This is a genomic window from Thermus caldilimi (assembly GCF_004684245.1).
In the GTDB taxonomy this organism is placed as follows: Bacteria; Deinococcota; Deinococci; order Deinococcales; family Thermaceae; genus Thermus; species Thermus caldilimi.
The window spans coordinates 371993-395220 of sequence record NZ_CP038452.1 but is presented as its reverse complement, the minus strand read 5'-3'; the positions used below and the strand labels follow the sequence as shown (position 1 = coordinate 395220).

At 65.6% G+C, this 23228-nt stretch carries 19 protein-coding genes and 2 pseudogenes; 6 read left to right on the top strand and 15 right to left on the bottom strand.

Annotated elements, in window-relative coordinates; genetic code table 11:
• Positions 1–23: 23 nt before the first annotated feature.
• The 13 genes and pseudogenes from EBI04_RS01935 to hpaI all read right to left on the bottom strand — a co-directional run bounded on the left by EBI04_RS01935 (position 24) and on the right by hpaI (position 13100).
• Positions 24–446: a thioesterase family protein gene (locus tag EBI04_RS01935; protein WP_135255810.1), complete on the bottom strand. Its 423-nt coding sequence runs from the start codon at positions 444–446 to the stop codon at positions 24–26.
• Between the two features lie 2 nt (positions 447–448).
• Positions 449–1786: a phenylacetate--CoA ligase family protein gene (locus EBI04_RS01930; RefSeq protein ID WP_135257840.1), complete on the bottom strand. Its 1338-nt coding sequence runs from the start codon at positions 1784–1786 to the stop codon at positions 449–451.
• Positions 1786–2241: a hydroxyphenylacetyl-CoA thioesterase PaaI gene (gene paaI / locus EBI04_RS01925; RefSeq protein WP_135255809.1), complete on the bottom strand. Its 456-nt coding sequence runs from the start codon at positions 2239–2241 to the stop codon at positions 1786–1788. Before paaI ends, EBI04_RS01930 begins: the two co-directional genes overlap by 1 nt.
• Before the next feature lie 3 nt (positions 2242–2244).
• Positions 2245–3006, bottom strand: a complete 762-nt coding sequence (locus EBI04_RS01920) for an ABC transporter ATP-binding protein (protein WP_135255808.1) — start codon at positions 3004–3006, stop codon at positions 2245–2247.
• The gene (locus EBI04_RS01915; protein ID WP_135255807.1) at positions 3003–4757 is read right to left on the bottom strand and encodes a branched-chain amino acid ABC transporter ATP-binding protein/permease; all 1755 of its coding nucleotides are present in this window, start codon (positions 4755–4757) and stop codon (positions 3003–3005) included. The genes EBI04_RS01920 and EBI04_RS01915 overlap by 4 nt, the downstream gene beginning before the upstream one ends.
• Positions 4757–5734, bottom strand: a complete 978-nt coding sequence (locus EBI04_RS01910; RefSeq protein WP_105317267.1) for a branched-chain amino acid ABC transporter permease — start codon at positions 5732–5734, stop codon at positions 4757–4759. The genes EBI04_RS01915 and EBI04_RS01910 overlap by 1 nt, the downstream gene beginning before the upstream one ends.
• Before the next feature lie 3 nt (positions 5735–5737).
• Positions 5738–6909 (bottom strand): annotated as a pseudogene (locus EBI04_RS01905) (ABC transporter substrate-binding protein).
• A gap of 117 nt (positions 6910–7026) precedes the next feature.
• Complete coding sequence (gene hpaD / locus EBI04_RS01900; protein ID WP_135255806.1) at positions 7027–7983, bottom strand: 3,4-dihydroxyphenylacetate 2,3-dioxygenase; 957 nt, start codon at positions 7981–7983, stop codon at positions 7027–7029.
• Positions 7971–8419 (bottom strand): annotated as a pseudogene (gene hpaC, locus EBI04_RS01895) (4-hydroxyphenylacetate 3-monooxygenase reductase subunit). Before hpaC ends, hpaD begins: the two are co-directional and overlap by 13 nt.
• A gap of 50 nt (positions 8420–8469) precedes the next feature.
• The gene (gene hpaB, locus EBI04_RS01890) at positions 8470–9921 is read right to left on the bottom strand and encodes a 4-hydroxyphenylacetate 3-monooxygenase, oxygenase component (protein ID WP_135255805.1); all 1452 of its coding nucleotides are present in this window, start codon (positions 9919–9921) and stop codon (positions 8470–8472) included.
• A 4-nt stretch (positions 9922–9925) separates the two neighbouring features.
• A complete protein-coding gene (gene hpaE, locus EBI04_RS01885; protein ID WP_135255804.1) occupies positions 9926–11476 on the bottom strand; it encodes a 5-carboxymethyl-2-hydroxymuconate semialdehyde dehydrogenase in 1551 nt (516 codons plus the stop codon).
• The gene (locus tag EBI04_RS01880) at positions 11473–12213 is read right to left on the bottom strand and encodes a fumarylacetoacetate hydrolase family protein (protein WP_135255803.1); all 741 of its coding nucleotides are present in this window, start codon (positions 12211–12213) and stop codon (positions 11473–11475) included. Before EBI04_RS01880 ends, hpaE begins: the two co-directional genes overlap by 4 nt.
• A complete protein-coding gene (gene hpaI / locus EBI04_RS01875; RefSeq protein ID WP_135255802.1) occupies positions 12210–13100 on the bottom strand; it encodes a 2,4-dihydroxyhept-2-ene-1,7-dioic acid aldolase in 891 nt (296 codons plus the stop codon). The genes EBI04_RS01880 and hpaI overlap by 4 nt, the downstream gene beginning before the upstream one ends.
• A gap of 144 nt (positions 13101–13244) precedes the next feature.
• Here hpaI and EBI04_RS01870 point away from each other — a divergent pair, with 144 nt between their 5' ends.
• Together EBI04_RS01870 and EBI04_RS01865 are read left to right on the top strand one after the other, a co-directional pair.
• Positions 13245–14621 carry a PucR family transcriptional regulator gene (locus tag EBI04_RS01870; RefSeq protein ID WP_135255801.1) on the top strand — a complete coding sequence of 459 codons (1377 nt, stop codon included), beginning with the start codon at positions 13245–13247 and terminating at the stop codon, positions 14619–14621.
• A 9-nt stretch (positions 14622–14630) separates the two neighbouring features.
• Positions 14631–15062: a hypothetical protein gene (locus tag EBI04_RS01865; protein WP_135255800.1), complete on the top strand. Its 432-nt coding sequence runs from the start codon at positions 14631–14633 to the stop codon at positions 15060–15062.
• A gap of 198 nt (positions 15063–15260) precedes the next feature.
• Here EBI04_RS01865 and serA read toward each other — a convergent pair whose 3' ends face one another.
• The gene (serA, locus tag EBI04_RS01860) at positions 15261–16826 is read right to left on the bottom strand and encodes a phosphoglycerate dehydrogenase (RefSeq protein WP_038069018.1); all 1566 of its coding nucleotides are present in this window, start codon (positions 16824–16826) and stop codon (positions 15261–15263) included.
• Between the two features lie 99 nt (positions 16827–16925).
• Here serA and fakB point away from each other — a divergent pair, with 99 nt between their 5' ends.
• The 3 genes from fakB to dtd are packed head-to-tail and all read left to right on the top strand — an operon-like array spanning position 16926 to position 19065.
• Positions 16926–17768 (top strand): DegV family protein, encoded by an 843-nt coding sequence (gene fakB / locus EBI04_RS01855; RefSeq protein ID WP_135255799.1) that lies wholly within the window; start codon positions 16926–16928, stop codon positions 17766–17768.
• Positions 17752–18594, top strand: a complete 843-nt coding sequence (locus EBI04_RS01850; protein ID WP_135255798.1) for a DegV family protein — start codon at positions 17752–17754, stop codon at positions 18592–18594. The genes fakB and EBI04_RS01850 overlap by 17 nt, the downstream gene beginning before the upstream one ends.
• Positions 18595–18597: 3 nt before the next feature.
• Positions 18598–19065, top strand: coding sequence for a D-aminoacyl-tRNA deacylase (gene dtd / locus EBI04_RS01845; RefSeq protein WP_135255797.1), 468 nt, complete (start codon positions 18598–18600; stop codon positions 19063–19065).
• On the opposite strand, the gene EBI04_RS01840 is transcribed toward dtd, so the two are convergent.
• Positions 19052–22081 carry a bifunctional diguanylate cyclase/phosphodiesterase gene (locus EBI04_RS01840; RefSeq protein WP_135255796.1) on the bottom strand — a complete coding sequence of 1010 codons (3030 nt, stop codon included), beginning with the start codon at positions 22079–22081 and terminating at the stop codon, positions 19052–19054. The two genes, dtd and EBI04_RS01840, sit on opposite strands and share 14 nt — an antisense overlap.
• A gap of 107 nt (positions 22082–22188) precedes the next feature.
• Between EBI04_RS01840 and EBI04_RS01835 the strand changes: the two genes are divergently transcribed.
• Complete coding sequence (locus EBI04_RS01835) at positions 22189–23223, top strand: fatty acid desaturase (RefSeq protein ID WP_135255795.1); 1035 nt, start codon at positions 22189–22191, stop codon at positions 23221–23223.
• Positions 23224–23228: the final 5 nt, after the last annotated feature.

Sequence of the window (23228 nt, the reverse complement as noted above, 5' to 3'; positions counted from 1 at the left end):
GCTAAAGCCAAGGTGGGGCAGCGCTAGACCCTTCCCCTAGCCTCCCACCTCTCCCGCAGCCGGGCGAAGAGGGCCTCCACCTTCTCCTTGGGGAGGATCACCTGTTCCGTGCGCCCCCGGCCAATCAGGTCCCCAAGCTCGTTGTAGGCCTCCATGTTGGCGTAAACCCGGTTCCCCTCCGTGCGCTCGTGGCGAGCGACGATCCTCACCCGCATTCCCGGAAGCGCCGAGGCCAGGTGGCGCACCTCCACATAGCTGCCGATTCCCTCCTCCCCCTCCTCCAGGAAGGGGAGGATGATCTTGCGTCCGGCCAGCTCCATGTGCTTGGCCATCCAGTAGGTGGCGTAAACGGGGTGGACCGGGCCGAGCTCCTCGAAGTTCACGGTCATCTCGGGGGTGACCACGGTCTCAAAAACCGCCTGGAAGCCAGGGGGAATGGGACGCATGGCTACTTCTTTCTCAGATCCACAACCCGCCTCAGCTTCCCCCCCTCGCTCCTCGGGGCCTCCCCCGGGGCCAGGAGGGTCACCTTCATGCTCACCCCGGTGCTGTCCTTGATCTTGTGGGCCACCTTCTCCCTCAGGGCGTGGAGGCGGTGGTCCGCCTCGATGACCTCATCGGAAAGGGCTTTGCGCCCGATCTCCTGGAAGAAGGCTTCGGAAACCTCCACCTTGAGCTCGGCCTCGTCCAGGGTACCCTCCCGCCGCACCACGATCTGGTAGTAGGGCTCCACCTCGGGTATGCCCGAAAGCACCGCCTCCACCTGCGTGGGGTACACGTTGACCCCGCGGATGATGAGCATGTCGTCGGTGCGGCCCAGGATGGGGCCCATGCGCACGTGCGTGCGGCCGCAGGAGCAGGCCTCGTAGGTGAGGAAGGTGAGGTCCCCCGTCCAGTACCGCAAGAGGGGCATGGCCTCCTTGGTGAGGGTGGTGAAGACCAAAACCCCCACCTTGCCCTCGGGAAGGGGCTCGCCGCTATCCGGGTCCACCACCTCGGGCAGGAAGTGATCCTCCCAGATGTGGCTCCCCTGCCGTTCCTCCACGCACTCGTTGGCAACCCCGGGACCGATGATCTCGGAAAGCCCGTAGATGTTGGTGCTCCTCACCCCAAGCCCCTCGTCCACCTGCTTCCTGATGGTCTCGGTCCAGGGCTCAGCGCCCAGCACGGCGTATTCCAGGGAGAGCTCCTCCGGGGAGACCCCCCGCTTCCTGAACTCCTCCGCCAGGGTCTGGGCATAGGAGGGGGTGCAGGAGATCACCTCCGGGCGGAAGTCCTGAATGAGCATGAGCTGCCGCTCCGTCATGCCGCCGGAAACGGGGACCACCGTCATTCCCAAGGCCTCCGCCCCCCCGTGCAGACCCAAGCCCCCGGTGAAAAGCCCGTAGCCATACGCATTGTGGAGCATCATCCCCGGCTTAGCCCCCGCCGCGGCCAGGGAGCGGGCCACCACCTCCGCAAAGACCTGGAGGTCGTTTTTGGTGTAGCCCACCACGGTGGGCTTGCCGGTGGTGCCGCTGCTGGCGTGGATGCGCGCCAGCCTTTCCCGGGGCACGGCAAAGAGGCCAAAGGGGTAGTTTTCCCTGAGGTGGTCCTTCTTGGTAAAGGGGAGCTTAGGGAGGTCCTCGAGGGTCCGCACTCCCTTCGGGTCCACCCCTGCCTCGTCCAGAAGCCGCCGGTAGAAGGGCACCCTCTCGTACACGTAGGCCACGATGTTGCTAAGCCTTTCCTCCTGCAAAGCCCTCAGCTTTTCCCTGGGTAGGGTTTCCAATTCCGGTTGGTACATCATCCCTCCTCCTTGTGCCAAGCGTTCTGCCCGGAAGGTAGCCCTTCCCCTGAACCGGGAAAGGCATCCCCTCCCAGGCGAAACACCGTTCCCGTGAATAAGGCCACCAGCTTCCCTTCGGACACCACCTCCACCCGGTAGGTGGCGGTGCGCCGGGAGAGGTTGACCTCCTGGGCCCTCGCCTCCACCCGCGCTCCGGCGGAAAGGGGACGGAAGTAATCCATGCGGCAGGATAGGGCCACGGCGGGCCCCCGGGAGTTGGAGGCCAGGGCGAAGGCGCTATCCGCCAAGGCGTAGAGAAATCCTCCATGCACGGTGCCGTGGAGGTTTAAGTGCGCCTCCCCCACCACCCCGGCCACCACCGCCTCCCCCGGGGCCAGGTGCTGAATCTGAAGGCCCAAGGTCCGCATGAAGGCATCCTCCTGGTGTTCGCCCTGGGAAGCAGCCTGCCCCATTCCCTACCCCTCCTCCAGGTGCTCGCTTGGCGTAACCGCCACGTCCGACTCCTGGGAAAGCCCCAAATAAGCCTCCACCACCCGGTGATCCTGCCGTAGAGCCTCGGCGGGCCCCTCGAGGACCACCTCCCCCGCTTCCAGGACCAGCCCGCGATCGGCCAAGGCCAAGGCCACCTTGGCGTTTTGCTCCACCACCAGGAGGGTGGTCCCCTGGCCCTTAAGCTCCCTCAGGATGCGGTAGATCTCCTGCACCATCAGGGGAGCCAGGCCCAGGGAGGGCTCGTCCAGGAGGAGGAGCCGGGGCCTGGCCATAAGGGCGCGGCCGATGGCCAGCATCTGCTGCTCCCCACCGGAAAGGGTGCCGGCGGGCTGCCTCCTCCTTTCCAAAAGCCTGGGGAAAAGGGTGTAGACCCTTTCCAGGTCCGGCCTCAGGTTCTCCCTGCGGCGAAAACGGGTAAAGCCTCCCAGGAGGAGGTTGTCCTCCACGGAAAGCCCGGGGAAGAGGGCCCGGCCCTCCGGCACCAGCACCAGACCCCGGGAAAGAAGGGCCTCCGGGCTTCGCCCCCGCACCTCCTCCCCGTCCAGGACGACCTTCCCCTCCGCCTGGGCCAGGCCCAAGAGCCCCCTCAGGACACTGGTCTTCCCCGCTCCGTTGGGGCCGATGAGGGTAAGGGCCTCCCCCTCCTTTAGGGAGAAACTCACCTCCCGCACCGCCTCGAGGGGCCCGTAGCGCACGGTGAGACCCTGAACGGAAAGGAGACTCATGCCACCTCCTCCTCTCCCAGGTAGGCCGCCCGCACCAAGGGGTTCCTCTGGACCTCCTTGGGCGTGCCCTCGGCGATCTTCTCCCCGTAGTTCATCACCACCACCCGGTCTGCCAGGCCCATGATGAGGTCCATGTCGTGGTCCACGATGAGCACCGTGTAGCCCTCCCTGGCCAGGGAGCGGAGGAGGGAGGCAAGCTCCCGCTTCTCCTGGGCCCTGAGCCCCGCGGCCGGCTCGTCCAGGAGGAGCACCTCGGCCCCCGAGGCCAGGAGCCGGGCAATCTCCAGCAGGCGCTGCTGGCCCACGGAAAGGCGCTCCGCCTTTTCCAGGGCCAAGGACTCCAGCCCCACCCGCTTTAAGGCCCGGTAGGCAGTGGCCAACGCCCGCTCCTCCTCCCTGCGGGAAAGGCCCAGCAGCGCCTGGAGAAAGCCCGCCCGGGTACGGCTGTACGTGCCCAAAGCGGCGTTTTCCAGCACCGTGAGCTCCAGGAAAAGGTGCGGGTGCTGGAAGGTGCGCCCCAGACCCAGGGAGTGGATCCGGTAGGGAGGGAGTCCCGTGATGTCCTTACCGAAGAGACGGACCTGGCCCCGGTCGGGGAGCAAGGCCCCCGCCACCAGGTTGAAGGTGGTGCTCTTCCCCGCCCCGTTGGGGCCGATCAAGGCCAGGATCTCCCCCCGCTTCAGGTCGAAGGAAACCCCTGCCACCGCCATCAGTCCCCCGAAGGACTTCTGCAGGCCCTGGACCTCCAGAACCACCTCACCCCGGGGGCCGTCGGGGCTCTTGAGGGAAAGGGGTTCCGCCTTGGGTAGCCCTGGGTCCCGGCTCGGCAGGTACCGCTCCACCATGGGCCAGAGGCCCTTGGGGGCCAGGATGAGGATCAGGGCCAGAATGAGGCCATAGCCGATGGTTTCGTAGTTGCCCTGTTGCCCCAAGAGGAGGGGCAGGAGGTCCTTTAACCAATCCTCGAGGCCGGTGAAAAAGGCCGCCCCCAGCATCACCCCGGGAATGCTCCCCACCCCCCCGGCCACGGCCATCACCAGGTACTTGATGGAAGCCTCCAGGGAAAAGGGCGTGGGGTTGACGAAGCGCAGGAAGTGGGCGTACAGGAAACCCGCCAGGCCGGCTATGACCCCCGAGAGCAAAAAGGCCTTGAGCCTGAGGGCTGCCGGGTCCACGCCGAAGCTGGCCGCAGCCAGGGCATCCCCCCTCAGGGCCAAAAGGGCCCGCCCGATACGGCTTTGGCGCAGGTTGTAAAGGGCCAGGACCAGGAGGACCAGGAGGAAAAGGGTGAGGAAGGCGTAGCGGAAGCCGGTGTCCAGGGAGATGCCGAAGAAGTGGATCGGGGGCAGATCGGTAAGCCCAGTGTGTCCCCCGGTAAGCCCCACCAGGTTCCCCGCCAGGATGTACAGGGCCACCTGCCAGGCGATGGTGGAAAGAGGAAGAAAATGCCCCTTAAGCCGCACCGTCAGGGCACCCAGGAGCAAAGCCAACAGAAGGGCGAAAAGGAGCCCGGCCCCGAGCCCAAGCCAAGGGGAAAGCCCAGCCTTGACCGTGAGGAGGGCGGTGGCGTAGGCCCCCATGCCCATGAAGGCCGCCTGGGCAAAGCTGGTCATCCCTGCCAGACCCGTGAGCACGTAGAGGGAGAGGGCCACCATGGCGGAGAGGGCGAAGAAGTTCAGGAGGGTGAGGTAGTAGGGAAAGGGGGACAGGGCCAGGGGCAACAGGAGCAACAAAAACCAAAGGTAGCGCATCACTCCTCCACCGTTCGCGCCCGCAGGCTCTGGTAGAAGAGAGCGGGCACCAAGAGCAGGAAGACCAAGGCCTCCTTGTAGGCGCTGGCGTAGAAGCTGGTGAAGCTCTCAAAGAAGCCCACAAGGAGGGCTCCCAAAAAGGCCACCGGGTAGCTGGCAAGCCCCCCCAGGATGGCGGCCACGAACCCCTTAAGCCCCAGCATGAAGCCCATGAAGTAGGCGGCGTTGATGAGGGGGGCCAAGAGAAGCCCGGAAAAAGCCGCCAAGAGACTGGCGATGCCGAAGGCCACCATCCCCGCTTCCTCCGGGCGTATCCCCAAGAGCCTGGCCCCAAGCCGGTTCTCCGCCGCCGCCAACAGCGCCTTTCCGAAAAGGGAGAAACGGAAGAAGAGGTAAAGGGCCATCAGGCTCAAAGCGGCGAAGAGGAGGACCAGAACCCCCTGCCAGGAGAGGCCCACCACCACCTCCCCCGAAAGAAGAGGGGCAGGACGGAACTGCTCGGGACCAAAGAAGACCAGGCCAAGCCCCTGGTAGGCCACGTGAAGGCCCACGGCCATGATGAGGAGCGAAAGCACCGTGGCCCCCCGCATGGGCTGGAAGAAGACCCGGTAGGTGGCCACCCCCAGGTACACCACGAGGAGCACCGCCGCCAGATAGGCCAAGGGAGGAACCTCTTTAGCCAGAAGGAAGAGGAGGAAAAGCCCCACCCCGCCCACAAGGGGCAGAAGGGCTCCCCGGCCCCGGGCCATGAGGGCCCAGGCCCCTCCCAGGACCAGGGCCAGCCACAGGGTGCCGGGGAGCTTGCCCTCGAGGAGCCACACCAGGGAAAGGGGGGCGAACATCAAAAGTTCCCCGATGGGCACCAGGATCACCCGGGTGACGGCAAAGACCAGAACCAGGGACAGGGCCAGAAGGCCGTAGACCACCCCGTTTTGCAATCCGTCCAAAAGGAGGAAGCTGAGGATGGTGGCGTCCATGGCTTAGCGGAAGATGCGTTCCAGCTTCCAGCGGCCGTTCTCCACCCGGACCATCACCGCGGCATCCTCAAAGCGCAGGCCCAGGTGGTCCTCCCGGCTGAAGGTGAAGACCCCGTGGGTGGCCACCAGGTTCCGGGTGGCCTCGATCTCGTCCCGCAAGGCAGCGCGGAAGGCAGCGAGGTCTTTGGCCGGGTCAGCCCGCTTCAAGGCCCGCTCCAGGGCCGGCTTCAGGATCAGCCAGGCATCCCAGGCATGGGCGCCGAAGGTGGAGTAGCTGCCGATGCCGTACTTGGCCTCGTAACGCTGGATGTAGTCCAGGGCTACCCGCTTGCTGGGGAAAGTGCCGGGAAGCTGCTCCGCCACCAGGATGGGCCCGGCCGGGAGGAAGGTGCCCTCCACGTCCTTACCCCCCACCCGGAGGAAGTCGGGGTTGGCCACCCCATGGGTTTGGTAGATGAGGCCGGCATAGCCCCGCTCCTTCAGGGTGCGCTGGGGAAGCACGGCGGGGGTACCGCTGGCCCCGATCAATACCGCGTCGGGCCGCCGGGCGATGATGCGCAGCACCTGGCCGGTCACGGAAGTGTCCGTACGGGCATAACGCTCGCTGGCCACCACCTGCAGGCCCTTGGCCTTGGCCTCGGCCTCGAAGAAGCGGGCCCAGCCCTCCCCGTAGGCATCGTTAAAGCCGATGTAGGCCACGGTCTTGACCCCCCTGGCCACCATGTCCGCCACGATGGCCCGGGCCATGAGCTCCTCCGTCTGGGGGGTCTTGAAGACCCAGTGCCGCTGGGCGTCCACGGGGTAGATGATGTCCTTGCTGGCCGCCAGCGAGATCATGGGCACCTTGGCCTCGGCCACCACGGGGATCATGCCCAGGGAAGCCGGGGTGGTGGTGGTGCCGATGACGGCCACTACCCCTCCTCCACCAGGCGGCGGGTATTCCGCACCGCCTGGGTGGTATCCGAGGCATCGTCCAGGATCACGAACTGCACCTTGCGCCCAGCCACGCCCCCCGTGCGGTCCAGCATCTCCTGGAGCATGAGGAAGGTGTTCCGCTCGGGAATGCCCAAGGAAGCGGCAGGGCCGGTGGCCGAAACCACCACACCCACCTTGAGTGCCTCCTGGGCCATGGCCGAAAGGCCTAAAACCAACAGGGCTACCAACCAGCGCTTCATCTTCTTCCCCTCCTTCGTCTCTTTCCCACCGCCTATTCCCACCGGGCGAGACCCGGATTGGGTCTAACTAACGATCGTTTGCCTTCCAGTTTAACCAGGGACTTCTGTCCCGTCAAGCTAGGTCACGTGCTCGGGGATGCCGACAAGGGGCGAGGGCCGCGTGGGCAAGGGCTTCCCCTCGAGGTCCACAAGGGCGCTTCCCTCCAGGAACCAGCTCTTTGGGGTCCTGTGCCCCCAGAGGGTCTGCCGCCTGGGGTCGTTCAGGCTCCAGCGCACCGGGGGCAGGTCGGGGTCCACGGTGAGGTAGTCGGAGGTGTAAAGCTCGATGCGGTGCCCGTCCGGGTCCTTGAGGTAGAGGAACATGGCGTTGGAGATCCCGTGCCGCCCGGGCCCCCGTTCGATCTGGTCCGTCCTGCGGGCTCCTGCCAGGATGTCCGCCGCCTTCAGGATGGCCATGGGGTCGGGAAGCCAGTAGGCGAAGTGGTGGAGCCTCGGACCCTCTCCGTTGGTGAAGGCCACGTCGTGGACGTTCCCCTTGCGGTGGAGCCAGCTGGCCCAAAGCCTCCCCTCATCGTCCTCCGTGTACTCGGTGAGGCGGAAGCCCAGCCTCTCCTGGTAATAGCGGGTGGCCCGCTCCACCTCGGGGGAGAAGAGGTTCAAGTGGTCGATGCGCAAAATCCCCGGCCCCCGGTAGAGGTGGTACTCCTGCAACACCCGGGGAAGCTTCTCGGCCCCCGCGTAGAAGACCAGGGGATAGCCGAAGGGGTCCTGAACGCGGAGCATCCTGGGCCTACCCCAGTCCGTTTCCAACCGGTGGGGAAGCCCCTCCTGTTCCGCCCAAGCCTGGGCCTCTTCCATCCCCTTCTCGTCCACCTTGAAGCCCAGGCTCCGCACCGCGGGAAGTTCCGCCTGGGTGAGCTTCAGGCTCCACTCCAGCTCCTCGTAGCCCCGGAGGTAGGCGCTTTTCCCCTCCTTGCGCTCCAGGCGGAAGCCCAAAAGCCCCTCGTAGAACTCCAGGCTTTTCTCCAGGTCCCTCACCCAAAGCTCTATGAACCCCACCCTCACGATGGCCATACCAACCTCCTGTAACCCCGGCCGAAGTACACCAAGGGAAGGCCGGGTTCCCCCAGCTCCACCGCCTCCACCCGGCCCACCACCAGCCGGTGGTCCCCCCGGGGTAGACCGCCTCCAGGCGGCAGCGCAGCACCGCCAAGGCCCCTGGCACCCTGGCCTCCACCAACCCCACCCCTTCCTGGGGTTTGCCGGCAAAGTGCTGGGAGACTGCCTCCTGCCCTTCCCTCAGAACGCTAACGGTGAAGGCCCGGGAGGCCTCCAGAAGGGGCAAAAGCCTCGCCTTCTCGTGGATGCCCAGGACCACCAGGGGAGGCTCGAGGCTCAAGGACATGAAGGCGGTGGCGGTCATGCCCCGCTCCTCCTCCCCCAGCCGGGCGGACACCACGGTCACCCCGGCGGCAAACCGGCTTAGGGCCTCCTTAAAGGCCTCCCTCAAGGCCTCGTCCGGCTTGGGCAAACCCGCAGGCCCCTCGGGGAAGGCACCCGTCACGCCTCCACCTCCGCAAACACGGAAAGCGCCCTCTTCAGGTAAGCGCGGATCCGCTCCTTGTAGGGCTCTTTATCGTAGACGCTAAAGAGGGTCTGGTACATGCGCACCGGATCCCCGAAGAAGAAGCGCTCGTAAAGCTCCTGCCGGGCTCCGAATCCCGAGAGGGTCATGTCCCAGCCCAGGCGGAAGAGGGCCACCCGCTCCTTGGCCTCGAGGGTAGCCCCCTGCAGATACTTCTCCAGCAAGGGGGCCAGGGGCCCCTTAAAGTCCCGCTCCGAGGGCAGGGTGATCAGGCCGCTGGCCCCGATCTGCTCCAGGATCTCCCTAAGCCGGGGATACAGCCTGGGGTACAGGTTCCTCGCCCCGTCCAAGGCCCCCCGGTCGGGTACCAGCAGGCCAAAGGCATTCTCCTTGGCCTCCTCCTCCGCCCGGGTCCAGAAGGCCCGCATGGCCTCCAGGTAGACGATGATCTCGGCGATCTTCTCCTGTACGTGGCTGTAGGCGTCGGCCCCGATCCCCTCGGCCATCAAGGCCGCCACCCCCAGAAAGGCCTCGGTCTTGGCGGTCTTCAAGGCCACCACCTGGTGGGCCATGTGGTTCAAGGCCCCCGTGGCGGCATAGGCGTTGTTGCAGAGCTCCACGTTCCCCAAAATGAAGACCCGCTCCCAAGGGACCAATACATCGTCAAAGATCACCAGGCAGTCCATCTCCTCGAGGCGGCTGCTAAGGGGGTAGTCGAAGGGGCTATCCCCTCCCACCAAGGCCTCGCGGCAGACGAAGTGAAGGCCCGGGGTCGAGGTGGGCAGGGCGAAGGCAATGGCGTACTTCTCGTTGCCCGGCCCCTCCTTAAGCAGGGTGGAAGGGAAGATGAGGACCTCGTCCGCCAGGGGAAAGGTGGCGGTCATGCGGGCTCCCCGCACCACGATGCCCTTTTCCGTCTGACGCACCACCCCCACGGGGATGTAGGGGTCGGGCTGGGCCGCGGGGGGCTTGGCCCGGTTCACCTGGGGGTTGGTGAGGGCGTGGGTGGTGGCCAGGTCGTGGTCGCGGAGGTAGCGGTAGTAGGCCCGCACGTTGTCCGCAAACTCCCCAAAGTACTCGGCGCTGGCGGCATAGGCCATGACCACGGCGTTCAGGTAGTCCGGGCTACGGCCCATCATCCCCAGGTTCTGGTCGGCCCAGAGCTTGTAGGCCTGGCCCCGCCGCTTCAGGTCCTCCTTGGTCTTGGGGATGAGGAAGCTCATCCCGTGCCGCTTCCCCTCCTCCTCGTAGGTGAGGGCCTCCCGGTACCGAGGATCGTGCTGCAGGTCATAGAGGGCCGCCATGGTGCGCACGATGCCCCGGAAGACGGGATGAGTGGTGGGGTCCTCTACCTTTTCCCCCTTGTACCAGAGGTTGGGGGGCCGCTCCTTCAAGGCTTCCAGATACTCCGCTCCTGTTCTCGCCATCCTCTCACCTCTTTCCGAACTTGGGCACGTGGGGGGGCCTTAGGGGAAGCCCCACGGCCTTGAGGTCGGTGTAAAACTCAAGAGCATAAAGGCCACCCTCCCGCCGCTCCCCGCTGGCCTTCACCCCGCCAAAGGGGGTGGGCAGGTGGCGCACGTTGTGGCTGTTCAGGTATACGAGGCCCGCCTCTAGCTCCAAGGCCAGGCGATGGGCCCTTTCCAAGTCCCGGGTGAACACGTAGGCCGCAAGGCCATACCGGGTGTCGTTGGCCTTCCTAAGGGCTTCCTCCTCGTCCTTGAAAGGAATGGCCACCAAGACGGGCCCGAAGATCTCCTCCTGAGCGATTTTCATGTGGTTTTCCCCCACGAAGAGGGTGGGCTCCAGGTAGTTCCCCTGGGAAAGATCCTCCCTGCGGAAGGACGTGGTGGCCCTCCTTCCGCCCACGAGAAGCCTCGCCCCCTCCTTAAGGCCCGCCTCCACATACCCCAAAACCCTCTCCAGGTGCTCGGGGTGGATGAGGGGGCCCACCTCGGTCCCGGGGTCCAGGGGATGGCCCACCCGGATGGCCCGCGCCCTTTCGGCTACCCTCTCCACAAAGGTTTCAAAGATGGACTCCTCCACCAGGAGGCGGGAGCTCGCTGTGCACCGCTCCCCGTTGAAGGAGTAGATCTGGAAGACCACCGCATCCAAAGCCCTTTCCAGATCGGCGTCGGCAAAGACCAGGGCCGGGCTTTTCCCGCCAAGCTCCAGGGAAAGCCGCTTAAGGTGGCGGGCGGCGTTTTGCATCACGATCTTCCCGGTTTCCGTCTCCCCGGTGAGGGTGATGAGGGGAACGAGGGGATGGGCCACCAGGGCAGCCCCCGCCTCCTCGCCGTAGCCCTGGACCAGGTTGAAGACCCCAGGGGGAAGGTCCGCCTCCTGCACGATCTCCGCCAGCTTGCTGGCGGTTAAGGGGCTCCACTCCGCGGGCTTCAGCACCACCGTGTCCCCGAAGGCCAGGGCCGGGGCGATGCGCCAGGTGGAAAGCATCAGGGGAGCGTTCCAGGGAGTGATGATGCCCACCGGCCCAGCCGGGACCCTCAGGCTGTAGTAAAGCCAGTCCTGGTCCACGGGGAAGGTGCGGTCCTCCATGGCGTGCTCGGCGTACTCGGCGTAGAAGGCAAAGTTCTCCGCGGAGCGGGCCACCTGGGCCTTGACAATCCGCAGCACCTGCCCAGCATCCAAGGCCTCCACCACCGCCAGCTCATCCGCATGCTTTTCCAAAAGCTCAGCGATCCTCAGGAGGTAGCGCTTCCTCTCCCGGGCCGGGGTGCGGCTCCACCGCTGGAAGGCCTCGTGGGCCGCCTTGGCCGCCCGGTCCACTTCCCTCTCCCCGCCCCGGGCCGCGTGGGAGAGCACCTCGTTGGTGGAAGGATCCAAGGTGGGAAAGACCTCCCCGCTTTCCGAGGGGCGGAACTCCCCGCCGATGAAGTGGAGGGCCGTCCACCCCTTTAGGGCGTTTCGAATGGCCTCGATCCTTTCCCAGGGAATCCCTGCCACCTGGTCCTGGTACCTCATGCCTCCTCCTCTATGGGGTTTTCCAAAGCGCCAAGCCCTTGGATCTCCAGCCGCATCACATCCCCGGGAAGCACCCGGCTTATGCCCTTGGGCGTCCCGGTGAGAATGACGTCGTAGGGCTCCAGGGTCATGAACTCGGATATGTACTCCAAAAGCTCCGCCACGCTGTAGAGCATCCTCGAGGTGTGCCCTTCCTGACGAAGCTCCCCGTTCACATAGGCCCTTAGGGTGAGGTTCTGGGGATCCTCCACCTCCCCCACCACCAGAAAGGGCCCCAGGGGGCCAAAGGTATCCCGTCCCTTGGCCCGGATGGGGGGGCGGAAGGTGTTGGAAACGTAGTCCCGCACCACCAGGTCGTTGGCGATGGTGTATCCCAGGACGTAGTCCAAGGCCTCCTTGGCCTTCACCCTGCGCATGGGCCGGCCCACCACCACCGCCAGCTCCACCTCGTAATGCATGTACTCCGCCCCTTTTGGGTAACGCACCACGCCCTTGTGGGGAAGGAGGCTATTGTTTGGCTTCCAAAAAAGCGCGGGCTCCTCGGGACGGGAAAGGCCCAGCTCCTCGGCATGGTCCGCATAGTTCAGGGCCACCCCGATCACCTTGCCGGGGGTGAAGGGAAGGAGCCAGGTGACCTCCTCGGGATCATGGGCCTCCCCAGCTTCGTCCAGGAGGACGCCCTCCCTATAAACCCCGTGATGGAGCCTTCCCTTAGCCAGGAAACGGCAGAGCTTCATGCCTCCTCCCCGATCAGGCGGTAGCGCCGGGCCATGGCCCTCAGCCTTTCCTCCACCTCGGGGGTGGTGGGACCCAAGGGGAGGCGCCACTCCTTCTCCAAAAGGCCCATCCAGGAGAGCACCGTCTTCAGGGGAATGGGGTTCGTGTCCCAGAAGATGGCCTCGTTGGCCTCGAGGAGGTGGTAATGAAGCTCCCTGGCCCTTTGGAAATCCCCCGCCAGGGCCAGCTCCGTGAGCCTCGCCACCTCTTTGGGAAGCCAGTTGGCGGTGGCGGCGATGGTCCCCACCGCTCCCAGGCTCATCATGGGCAGGGTGAGGCTTTCCAAGCCGCAGAACACCAGGAAGTCCTGGCCCACCTCCTGGAAGAGCTGGGAGAGGTACTCCAGGTCCTTGGAGGAGTGCTTGAGCCCCACGATGTTGGGAAAGTCCCGCCTGAGGCGGGCCACGGTCCTGGGGGCGATCTCCACCCCTGCCCGGCCCGGGATGTTGTAGATGAGGATGGGAAAGTCGGGCACCGCCTGGGCCACCTCGGCGAAGTAGCGGTAAAGTCCCTCCTGGTTGGGTTTAACGTAGTAGGGGACGATGACCATGGCCCCCTGGGCCCCTGCTTCCCTGGCGAAACGGGTGAGCTCGAGGGTTTCCTCAAGCCTGAGGGCCCCGGTGCCGGGGATGACGGGAACCCGGCCCGCCGCCTGCTCCAGGGCGATCTCGATCACCCGCTTTCGCTCCTCCAGGGTCTGGGTGCCGGGCTCGCCCGTGGTGCCCCCCACGCTAAGGCCATGGGAACCCCCTTGGATTACCCGCTCCACCAAACCCCGGAGGGCTTCCTCGTCGATCCGGCCCCGCCGAAAGGGTGTGGGTAAGGGAGGAATGGACCCGCGGAACATGCTGCTCCTTTCGCCCCTTAGGATGGCCCTCCCGGCCCGGGAGGGCAACTGTAGGGAGCACAAGATTGCGCCCTTATTTGTTCCTTTATACAAAATTACCCCCCTTGCACCCTGGTCGAGCGGGGTATATTGTGCGAAACAACAATGCCCACGCCAGAGTTTAGCCCAACCTCCATTACCTTCCTCCATCTGGCCCAGGACCTGGGCCTCGAGGTCCTGGTCCCCTCCCACAGGCCGGTCCTCTACCTCCTGGAGGAGCCGAGACCCCTCCTGCCCCTGGAGGGGGCCCTTCTCCTCACCCGTCCCGAGGGAAACCTCTGGCGCTACCGCACCGCTTCCGGCTTCCTCCTTCCGGCCCCGGACCCGGAACTCCTGGAGTATGCCCGGAAGGAGGGCCTGGGGGTAGCGGTCTACCCTCCTTGGCTGAAGCGGGAGGAACTGGCCAAGGCGGTGGCCCTGCGCCTCTTCCACCTGGGCTCGGGCCTGGGGATGGCTGGACTTTTGGACCTCCTGTTGAGGCTTCCGGAAAGGCCCTTCCTGGAAGTCCTCTACCAGGCCACAGGCCTGGCCCTGGCCCGGGTAGCCCCCTGGGGAGAAGTGCTGGGATTTGCCGGCCCCGTGCCTCCCCAGCACCCCAAGGAGCCCGGGGAAGGTCGGGGATGGCTTTCCCTGGAGGCAGGGGAGGGCGTTCTGGTGGCCTACGGGGAGGAGGAGGGTCTACGGCAGGCCCGGGGCCTTCTCGAGGTGGCCACCCGGCTCCTCCGGGTGCGGGCCCTGGAACGCTCCCTGGAAAGGATGCGGGAGGAATCCCTGGGCGGGGCGCTCCTGGAGGGCCTCATCCTGGGGGAAGCGGAACCCGACCGGCTCTTCGCCTTTGGCTTCACCGAGGGGGTGGAGTGGGTCCTGGCCCTGGTGGAACCCAAGGCGGTACCGGGCCGCCACCGGCTGGCGGAGGAGCAGAGGAGGGAGGCCACCCTGGAACTGAGGCGCCGGGCCGGCACCTTCCTGGACCGGCTGGGCGTGCCCTACCTCCTCACCACCCGGGGAAACCGCCTGGCGGCCATGTGGCAGGTGCACAACCCCAAGAAGGAGGCGCAAAGCCTCCTTTCTGCCCTGCCCCCGGGGAGCCGGCTGGGGTATTCCGCGGTCCACGCCGCTGGCGAGGAGGTGCAAAACGCCTACCGCGAGGCCCTCATCGCCCTCAAGGCGGCCCGGGCGGAGGAGGCCCTTTCCTTCAGCGGCCTGGATCCCGTGGCCTTTGTGCTCCTCCAGCAATCCCCCGAAGACCTGAAGGCCCTGGTGGAGCGCTACCTACCCCTGCCCCCGAAGCTCCTGAAGACCCTCGAGGTGTACATGGCCACGGGCAATGTGGAGGAGGCGGCCTCTTCCCTCCACATCCACCCCAACACCCTGCGCTACCGCCTCAAGCGGATCGAAGCCGCCCTGGGTTCCCTGTCCCGCCCCGAGGTCCTGGCCCAGATCCACCTGGCCCTCAAGGCCCGAGACCTCCTGATGGGGTAAGATCCCTATATGCCAAAGCCCAGGGTGGTTCTCCTGGTTCTCCTGCTTTTGGGCGGCGTGGGCTTTGCCCAGACCCTCCTGGAGGCCACCGCCGTGGTGGCCTTGGCCTCCAGCCTGGACCCAGCGGTGCGCCTGCCCACGGGAAGCTACAAGGCCAAAAACCCTGAACCCCTCCTCCTTCGCTTTCCCGAGGCCAAGGGGTATGCCCTCGAGGCCTTTGTGGCCAAAGGCATCGCCAGCAGGCTCCACGCTGCTTTCGTCCAGCAGGTCCTCACCAGCTTTGCTGCCGCGGGCTACTTCGTGGAGAGGCAGGAGGAGAAAACCATAGACGGGGAGGTGCGAAGCCTTTACCTCCTCAAGGACAGCCTGGGCCGGTCCGCCATCCTCCTGGTGGTGCGCAAGGGGGAGGAACTGGTCTACGGGTTCGGGAAGAAGCGCTGAACCCGTAGACTCGGCGCCGGGCCCGGGCTTTGCTAAACGCCGGAGAAGCGATTCACCTCTCCTAATCCCCCTTAGCCCCGGCATGAGGGCGACTCCTTGCGGCGGGAAGGTAGCATTGTGTGCTTATATTCACGATTAAACGCGCATGTGCTCAATGTCTCCCCAAAACCCATCCCCAACCAGCTCCCCATTCCAGACCTAAAGCTCCGCCAGATCCACCCTCTCCAGCACCGGCAAGGCCCTAAGGGCCTCCAAGACCTCCGGGCTTGGCTTCTCGTCCACGGTGAGAACAAAAAGGGCCCTTCCCCCCGGCACATCCCGGCCCAGTTGCATCCCGGCAATGTTCACCCCGGCCTCGCCCAGGAGGGTTCCCACCTGGCCCACCACCCCCGGGCGGTCGTAGTTGATGCAGACCAGCATGTACCCTTCCGGCACCACCTCGAGGGCATAGTCGTCGATGCCCACCAAGCGGGGTTTCCCCGCCATCACCACCCCGCGGGCCCGGCGCTCCTCCTGGTCGGTGGCAAGGCGCACCTCCAGAAGCCTGGTGTACTCCCCCGCCTCCTCCTGCCTGCGGGTGACGAGCCGGATGCCCCGGTCCTTAAGAAGGGGCCTGGCGGAAACCAGGTTCACCATCTCCTCCCCCAGCACCCGGGAGAGGAAGCCCTTGGCCACGGCGCTGGCCACGGGCTCGGGGTCCTTTTCAAACCGGCCCAGGAAGCTTACCTCCAGCACCTCGGGCCGGCCCCGGGTGATCTGGGCAAGAAGTTTCCCCAACGCCTCCCCCAGGGGCAGGAACCCCCTCAGGGCCTCGAGGGCCTCGGGATCAAACCCGGTGTTCAGGGCATAGGAAAGATCCCCCTCCAAGGTGCGCACCACCCGCTCCAAAACCGCCTCCCCCACCCGGTCCTGGGCCTCAAAGGTGTTGGCCCCCAGGTGGGCGGTGAGGACCACCTTCGGGTGGTTAAGAAGCGGGTGGTCCTTGGGGGGCGGCTCCTGGGCAAACACGTCCAGGCCAGCAGCGAACAGGTGGCCCTCTTCCAACACCTCCAACAGGGCCTTCTCGTCCACGATGCCCCCTCTGGCGGCGTTCACCACCACCGCCCCCCGGGGGAGGAGGTAGAGTTCCCTCCGCCCGATCATCCCCCGGGTTTCCTCGGTGAGGGGGGTGTGGACGGTGAGGAAGTGGCTCTGACGGAGGAGGTCGGAAAGGTCCTCCAGGAGCTCCACCCCCAGGCTCTCCGCCCGGGTCCGGGGGATGTAGGGGTCGTAGGCCAAGACCCGCATCTCAAACCCCTTGGCGAAGCGGGCCACCTGGCTTCCGATCCTCCCCAGGCCGACGATGCCCAGGGTTTTCCCCTTAAGCTCCAGGCCCAGGAACTTCCGGTCCCACTCCCCGGCGCGGATCTTGCGGTCGGAAAGGGCGATGCCCCGGGCCGCTGCCAGAAGGAGGCCAAAGGCCAGCTCCGCCGCCGAGCGGGTGTTGGCCTCGGGAACGTTGACCACCAGGATGCCCAGGCGGCTTGCCGCCTCGAGGTCCACGTTGTCCACGCCCACCCCGCCCCGTCCCACCACCTTGAGCCGCTTGCCCCGCTTCAGTAGCTCGGCATCCACCTGGGTTCGGCTCCGGGTGATGAGGGCATCGTAGGCGGGGATGATCTCCAAAAGCTCCTCCCGCCCGATCCCCGGCCGGTAGTCCAAAAGCACCCCTGGGTACTTCACATCCCCAAGCCGCATCTCGTCGGACACCAAGACCCGCCACATATACCCTTGACCCTAGCAGAAAGCCCCTTTAAGAGCAACAAGCCCGCTACACTACACCACAAGCCTGTGGTATCTTGTCCGGGAGCACAAGGAGGAGATATGAAGGTAGCCTTGATCACCGACTCCACCTCTGACCTACCCAGGCCCCTAAGGGAACGCCTGGGGGTAAGGGTGGTGCCCCTTTACGTGAACCTGGGAGGACGCATCTACAGGGACTGGGAGGAGATCACCCCCGAGGAGATCTTCAAGAAGGTGCGGGAGGGGGAGGCCTTTCCCACCACCAGCCAGCCTTCCCCTGAGGATTTCCAGCGGGCCTACCAGGAGGCCCTGCAGGAGGCCGACCACGTGCTTTCCATCCACATCTCGGCCAAGCTCTCGGGAACGGTGCAGTCCGCCCTTCTTGCGGCACAAAACTTTCCCGAGCGGATCACCGTCTTTGACAGCCAGGCCGCTTCCTTGGGGATAGGCATGATGGTCCTGCGGGCCCACGAGCTCTTGCAAGCGGGCCAGGCCCTGCCGGAGGTCCTCCGCGAGCTGGAGCGCATGCGCCAGGATCACTTCGTGCGCTTCAGCGTGGCCACCCTGGAGTTCTTGAAGCGAGGGGGGCGCATCGGCGGAGCCCAGGCCCTGTTGGGCACCCTCCTGGGCATCAAGCCCATCCTGACCCTGAAGGAGGGGCGGGTGGAGGCCGCGGGCCGGGCCCGGGGGGAAAGGAAAGCCAGAGAGGAGATCCTCAAGGACTTCCAGGCCTGGGCCAGGGGACGGGAGCACATCCGGGCCTTCTTCCTTTATAGCGCTGAGGAAAACGCCGTAAGGGAGCTTAAGGAGATGGTTTTGGCCTCGGGCCTTCCCGTGGAGGAAGCCCTGGTGAGCGAGCTGGGAGCGGTGATCGCCAGCCACACCGGGCCCGGCACCTACGGGTTCTATGCCTACAGCCTCTAAAGTAGCCTTTGTGGCCGACTCCACCTTAGGCCTGAGCCCGGAAGGGGCCTTAAAGCAGGGTATTCACGTGGTGCCCCAGCAGGTGATCTGGGGGAATAGAACCCTCCGCGACCAGCTGGGCATCACCGACGAGGAGGTCCTGGACCTCCTGCGCCGAGGGGAGCGGCTTTCCACCAGCCAGGTGGCCCTCGAGGACCTGCGCTCCACCTACGAAACCCTCCTGCAAACCCACGAGCGGGTGCTTTCCGTCCACGTGTCCGGCCACCTCTCGGGGACCGTGGCCACCGCCATGGCGGTGGCCCGGGAGTTCGGGGAAAGGGTAAAGGTGCTGGATTCCTGGTCCCTGAACGGGGGCCTCCTCTTGGTGCTGGAGGAAGCCCGCCGGCTTCTGGGAAGAGGGGTGGCCTGGGAACACCTGGAGGAAGCCCTTGCCCCCTACCGGGAGAGGGTGCGGGGCTATGTCCTCCCCGAAACCCTTATCTACCTGCACCGCTCCGGGCGGATCTCCGGCCTGCAGAGGTTCATGGGCGGGCTTCTCAGCATCCTTCCGGTGCTGGAGGTCAAGGGGAGCCGGGTCCTGGCTGGCCCCCGGGTGCGGGGCTTCAAGGAGGGCCTGCGCAGGCTGGTGGAGCTCTTCCGCCGGGACTTCCCGACTGGGGGACCCGTCTACCTGGCCCATGCGGGCAACTCGGAGGGCGCCAGGACCTTGGGCGAGGCCCTGAGGGCGGAAGGCGTGGAGGTCTTGGGCACCTTGCGGGCAGGGGCTGCGGTGAGCGTCCACGCGGGCCCGGGCACCGTGGCCCTCTTCGCCGGGCCCAGGGGGTGAGGCATGCGGGCGGTGGTGCAACGGGTTTCCGAGGCCTTCGTGGAGGTGGAAGGCGAGGAGGTGGGCAGGATCGGCCCCGGGCTTCTGGTCCTCCTGGGGGTGGGGCACGGGGACACGGTGGAGGACGCCCTTTACCTGGCGCGCAAGATCGTGGCCCTGCGCATCTTCCCCGACGAGGCCGGAAAGATGAACCTGTCCCTCAAGGAGGTGGGCGGGGAGGTGCTCCTCGTGAGCCAGTTCACCCTTTACGCGGACACCCGCAAGGGAAACCGACCCTCCTTTGTCCGGGCGGCCCCGCCCGACCTGGGCAAGCGCCTCTACGAGGCGGCCATAGAGGCCTTCCTGCAACAGGGCGTGCACGTGGAAACCGGGGTTTACGGGGCCCACATGCGGGTGCACCTGGTGAACGATGGCCCCGTGACCCTCATATTGGACTCGGAGGCGAAAGCGGAGAGGTTCAGGAGCCGCTGATGGGCTGGGGAGTCCCGAAGAGGTAACCCTGGGCGAACCGGTACCCAAGGCGCAACAACCAGGCCCGCTGCGCCTGGGTTTCCACCCCTTCCGCCACCAGTTCCAACCCCAGCTCCCGGGCCAGGCTCAAGGAGGCCCGCAGGACCGCATGGGATTTGGGATTTTCCCCAAGCCCGGCGGTGAAGCCCCGGTCCATCTTGACCATGCAGAAGGGGTGTTGGATCAAGGTGTTGAGGGAGGCGTAGCCCTGGCCAAAGTCATCCAGGACCAGCCCGAACCCCATTTCCACCAGCTCTTGTAGCACCTCCTCCACCCCTTGGGCCAGGGCGTACTCGGTGATCTCAAACCGCACCCCCTTGCCCCGCAGGCGGGAGGCCGCTTCCAGGAACCGGGGGTCGCGCAGGGTTTGCGGGGAAAGGTTCACGTGCCAGAGGCTATTCTCGGGCAGGGTCTCCACCAGGCGGAGCACGTAAAGGTCCAGCTCCCGGATCAACCCGGTTTCCTCCGCCAGGGGGATGAAGACCCCCGCAGGCCAGAAGCCTCCCTCCCTGGGCCAGCGCACCAGCACCTCCGTGGCCACGGCCTCGAGGGTGGAAAGATCCACGATGGGCTGGCCGAACAGGACCAACCGGCCTTCCCGCAAGGCTTCCTCCAGGGCGGCCAGGACCTCCACCCGCTCCATGTAGGCGACCTCCAGCTCGCGGTTGAAGTAAGCGATCCCCCGGCCCTTCTTGGCCTCCCGCAGGGCGAGGTCCGCTCGCCGGAGGAGTTCGCCCAGGTTCCGCCCGTCGGTGGGGTAGGCCACCACCCCCACGGAGATCCCCAGCTTGGCCTTTTCCAAGGGGCTTGGGGCGCTGGCCTGCAAAGCCCTTGTCAAGCCCTGATAAAACCCCAGGACCTTTCCCGGTTCAAGGGGAAGCACGAAGAGGAACTCGTCATCCCCCAAGCGGTAAAGCTGCCCACCCTTGGGAAGGAGTTCCGCCCAGGCCTGGGCCGCTGCCGCCAGGAGCATATCCCCCACCTTCCGGCCATGTATCTGGTTAAACTCCCCGAAGCTGTCCAGGTCTGCCAGCACCAGCACAAGGGGTTCATCCCCTTCCCGCCAGGCTTCCTCCAACAAGGCGCGGTTGGGCAGGCCGGTAAGGGGATCGTGGTAGCGGAGGTACCGGGCCTGCACCTGGGCCCGCTCCCAGGAGAAAATCATCTCCAGCCAACGGGCCAGGAAACGGAAGGGATCCAGGGCCTCCTCAGGGAAAGGAGCCTGGAAGGCATCCAGGTACAGGGCCCCGATGGCTTCCCCCTCCACCTCGAGGCGGGCATAAAGGCTTTCTTTAAGCTCCCCAAGGCGCCCCTTTTGCCCGAGAACCTCCCCCTTTTCCGGGGGCAGGTGCCGGAGGAACTCCCCAAGCACCGCCCCAGACACCCGGCCCTGCGGAGCCTGGGCCTCTAGGGCGTAAACCTCCTCGGGAGCAAGGCGCACTTCCCTTAGCCCGGGGTCATGCCCCGTAAGGGCCACGAAGGAGACGCTCCCGTCCCGGTTTCGTAAAAGAAGGCTTCCCGCCTCAGCCCCCGGGATGGCCTCCAGGACCTTGTCGAGAAAGTGCTGGAAGAAGGAACGCCCAATCCCCTCCTGCAAAAAACGCTCCAGCATCTGGATGAGCACCTGCTGAATGCGGTAAAGGCTCCACTCCCGGGTGATGTCCCGCCCCGTGGAGGCATAGGCCACCATCTGGCCCCGGAGGTCCCGTATGGGGGTTAGGATCTTATCCTCCACCACCAGCCGGCCGTCTTTCCGGCGGTTATAGAAGAGGCTTCGGAATACCTGGCCCCGCCGCAAGGTATCCCAGAGGTGCCGGTAGAAGACCTCCGGGTGCTTTCCTGATTTGAAGATGCGGGGGGTCTGCCCCAAGACCTCATCCAGGGTATAGCCCGTGTGGGCCAGCAAGGCAGGGTTGGTGTAGGTGATGCGCCCTTCCAGGTCCGTGACGAAGATGGCCTCCGGCACCTGCTCCACCACCTGGGAGAGCAAATGGGCCAAGGCTTGGGCACGGAAGCGCTCCAGGGCCCTCCCCGCCAAATGAGCCAGGTCCTGGAGGAGGACCACCTCCTCCGGGTCAAAGGCATCGGGCTCGGGGGCGTATATGTTCAGGGAGCCAAAGATTCGATGCCCAAACCAAATGGGCAAGGCAACACCGGAGGCGAAGCCATAGGCTCGCGCCCGAAGGCGCCAAGGGCCGTAGTTTGGGTCCTCGCCCACATCCCTCAGCACCTGGGGCTCGCCCAGGCGGATGGCCCTCCCCGTGGGACCCTGCCCCTCGGGGGTTTCGTCGTGGCGCACCACCAGTCCCTCCAGGTACCCCACCGCCCCAGCCCCCTCCAGAGGGCGCACCCGACCGTCGGGCAGGGCCTCCCCCACCCAGGCCAGGGCGTATCCCTCCTCCACCAGCAAACCGCACAGGCGCCGGAAATACTCGGCCTCGTCCTGGGCCTCGAGGGCCACCTGGCTGGCCCGGTGCAAAACCCTGGCTGCCCTCTCCGCCCGCTCCCTGAGCACCGCCAGGGCCAGGAGGCCCGCGGCCATCCCCAACGTGGCCCTGGCGGTGGGGGATAGTCTTGCCCCTGGCTCCAGGTACAGGTTCAAGACCCCGAGAACCCGCTTTCCCACCTTGAGGGGAAGGATGGCGTGGCCATGGGGAGGCATCCCCGGGTAGGTGATCTCGTGAGCCTCATCCACGTCGGGAGTCCAAAGCGACTCCCCTGTAAGCCCCACCCGTCCGCACAGGCACCGGCCCAAGGGCAAAAGGGCACAGGCGGTCTTCAAGGGTTCGTCCAGACGGTACTCCGCCACCAGGCGGAGGCTTTCCCCCTGCTTAAGGAAGATGGCCCCCCTGGCCTGCAAACCAAGCCAAGGTACCTCCAGGAGGGCCTTGAGGAACTCCTGTAACCTGGCCTGTAAGGGAGCCTCCTTTAGGAGGACCCCGGAGAGCTGAAGGGTTACCTGGGTTCGCCTGGGCATACCATACATTACTTCATTTATCAGGGACAAAATTCTCCCCTTTCCTCACGGTCCTCATCCGCCAAGGGGGTACCATAAGCCGCTCCCGAAAAAAGGGAGGAGTGAGCATGCGTAAAGTAGAACCCAAGGACTGGATCCCCCTCATCAAACCCTATGCCAAGCCCGACACCCTAAGAAGCCTGCGCCAGGTGGCGGACACCCTTCTTCCCCTTCTCCTCCTCTTTTACCTGGCCCACAAGGCCCTTTCCGTTTCCCTGGCCCTGACCCTCCTTCTGGACTTCGCAGCCGCCTTGTTCCTGGTCCGCCTGTTCATCCTGCAGCACGACGCCGGCCACGGCTCCTTCTTCCCCAGGAAGTGGGCCAACGATCTTCTAGGCTTCTTCACCGGGGTCCTCACCCTGGTTCCCTACCACCACTGGCAGCTATCCCACGCCCGGCACCACGCCACCAGCGGCAACCTGGACAAGCGGGGGGTGGGGGACATCTACACCATGACCCTGGAAGAGTACCTGAAGGCCAGCCCCTGGGACAGGCTCAAGTACCGCCTTTACCGGAACCCCTGGATCATGTTCTTCCTGGGGCCCATCTACGTCTTCATGCTCTCCTACCGGCTTCCTCTGGGCTACGGCTCGGACAAGCCTTCCGTGCGCAACTCCGTGGCCTTAACCAACCTCTTCCTGGCCCTCTTGCTGGCGGGGATCGTGGTCTTTTTCGGGGTTAAGACCCTCCTCTTCGTCTACCTGCCCATCCAGTACCTGGCGGGAATGATCGGCATCTTCCTCTTCTACGTGCAGCACCAGTTTGAGGATGTCTACTGGGAGCACGACCCCCGCTGGGAGTTCCTGAAGGCGGCCATGGAGGGAAGCACCTACCTGAAGCTCCCCAAGGTGCTCCAGTGGCTCACCGGGAACATCGGCTTCCACCACATCCACCACCTGGCCCCCAAGATCCCCAACTACCTCTTGCCCAAGGTGCAGGAGGAGGTGGACCTGGTGAAGGTGGCCCCCACGGTTACCCTCAAGGATGCCTTCAAAATCGCCTTCGCTGACATGCACCTCTACGATGAGGAAAGCCGGAAGCTGGTGGGCTTTAAGGAGGCCCACCAGCGCCTGCGGGAAATCCAAGGCAAGAAGGCCTACTAAGCGCT

Coding starts and splice junctions, on each gene's coding strand:
- EBI04_RS01935 (WP_135255810.1), bottom strand. CDS start 446: ATGCGTCCCATTCCCCCTGGCTTCCAGGCGGTTTTTGAGACCGTGGTC.
- EBI04_RS01930 (WP_135257840.1), bottom strand. CDS start 1,786: ATGTACCAACCGGAATTGGAAACCCTACCCAGGGAAAAGCTGAGGGCT.
- paaI (WP_135255809.1), bottom strand. CDS start 2,241: ATGGGGCAGGCTGCTTCCCAGGGCGAACACCAGGAGGATGCCTTCATG.
- EBI04_RS01920 (WP_135255808.1), bottom strand. CDS start 3,006: ATGAGTCTCCTTTCCGTTCAGGGTCTCACCGTGCGCTACGGGCCCCTC.
- EBI04_RS01915 (WP_135255807.1), bottom strand. CDS start 4,757: ATGCGCTACCTTTGGTTTTTGTTGCTCCTGTTGCCCCTGGCCCTGTCC.
- EBI04_RS01910 (WP_105317267.1), bottom strand. CDS start 5,734: ATGGACGCCACCATCCTCAGCTTCCTCCTTTTGGACGGATTGCAAAAC.
- hpaD (WP_135255806.1), bottom strand. CDS start 7,983: ATGGCCATCGTGAGGGTGGGGTTCATAGAGCTTTGGGTGAGGGACCTG.
- hpaB (WP_135255805.1), bottom strand. CDS start 9,921: ATGGCGAGAACAGGAGCGGAGTATCTGGAAGCCTTGAAGGAGCGGCCC.
- hpaE (WP_135255804.1), bottom strand. CDS start 11,476: ATGAGGTACCAGGACCAGGTGGCAGGGATTCCCTGGGAAAGGATCGAG.
- EBI04_RS01880 (WP_135255803.1), bottom strand. CDS start 12,213: ATGAAGCTCTGCCGTTTCCTGGCTAAGGGAAGGCTCCATCACGGGGTT.
- hpaI (WP_135255802.1), bottom strand. CDS start 13,100: ATGTTCCGCGGGTCCATTCCTCCCTTACCCACACCCTTTCGGCGGGGC.
- EBI04_RS01870 (WP_135255801.1), top strand. CDS start 13,245: ATGCCCACGCCAGAGTTTAGCCCAACCTCCATTACCTTCCTCCATCTG.
- EBI04_RS01865 (WP_135255800.1), top strand. CDS start 14,631: ATGCCAAAGCCCAGGGTGGTTCTCCTGGTTCTCCTGCTTTTGGGCGGC.
- serA (WP_038069018.1), bottom strand. CDS start 16,826: ATGTGGCGGGTCTTGGTGTCCGACGAGATGCGGCTTGGGGATGTGAAG.
- fakB (WP_135255799.1), top strand. CDS start 16,926: ATGAAGGTAGCCTTGATCACCGACTCCACCTCTGACCTACCCAGGCCC.
- EBI04_RS01850 (WP_135255798.1), top strand. CDS start 17,752: ATGCCTACAGCCTCTAAAGTAGCCTTTGTGGCCGACTCCACCTTAGGC.
- dtd (WP_135255797.1), top strand. CDS start 18,598: ATGCGGGCGGTGGTGCAACGGGTTTCCGAGGCCTTCGTGGAGGTGGAA.
- EBI04_RS01840 (WP_135255796.1), bottom strand. CDS start 22,081: ATGCCCAGGCGAACCCAGGTAACCCTTCAGCTCTCCGGGGTCCTCCTA.
- EBI04_RS01835 (WP_135255795.1), top strand. CDS start 22,189: ATGCGTAAAGTAGAACCCAAGGACTGGATCCCCCTCATCAAACCCTAT.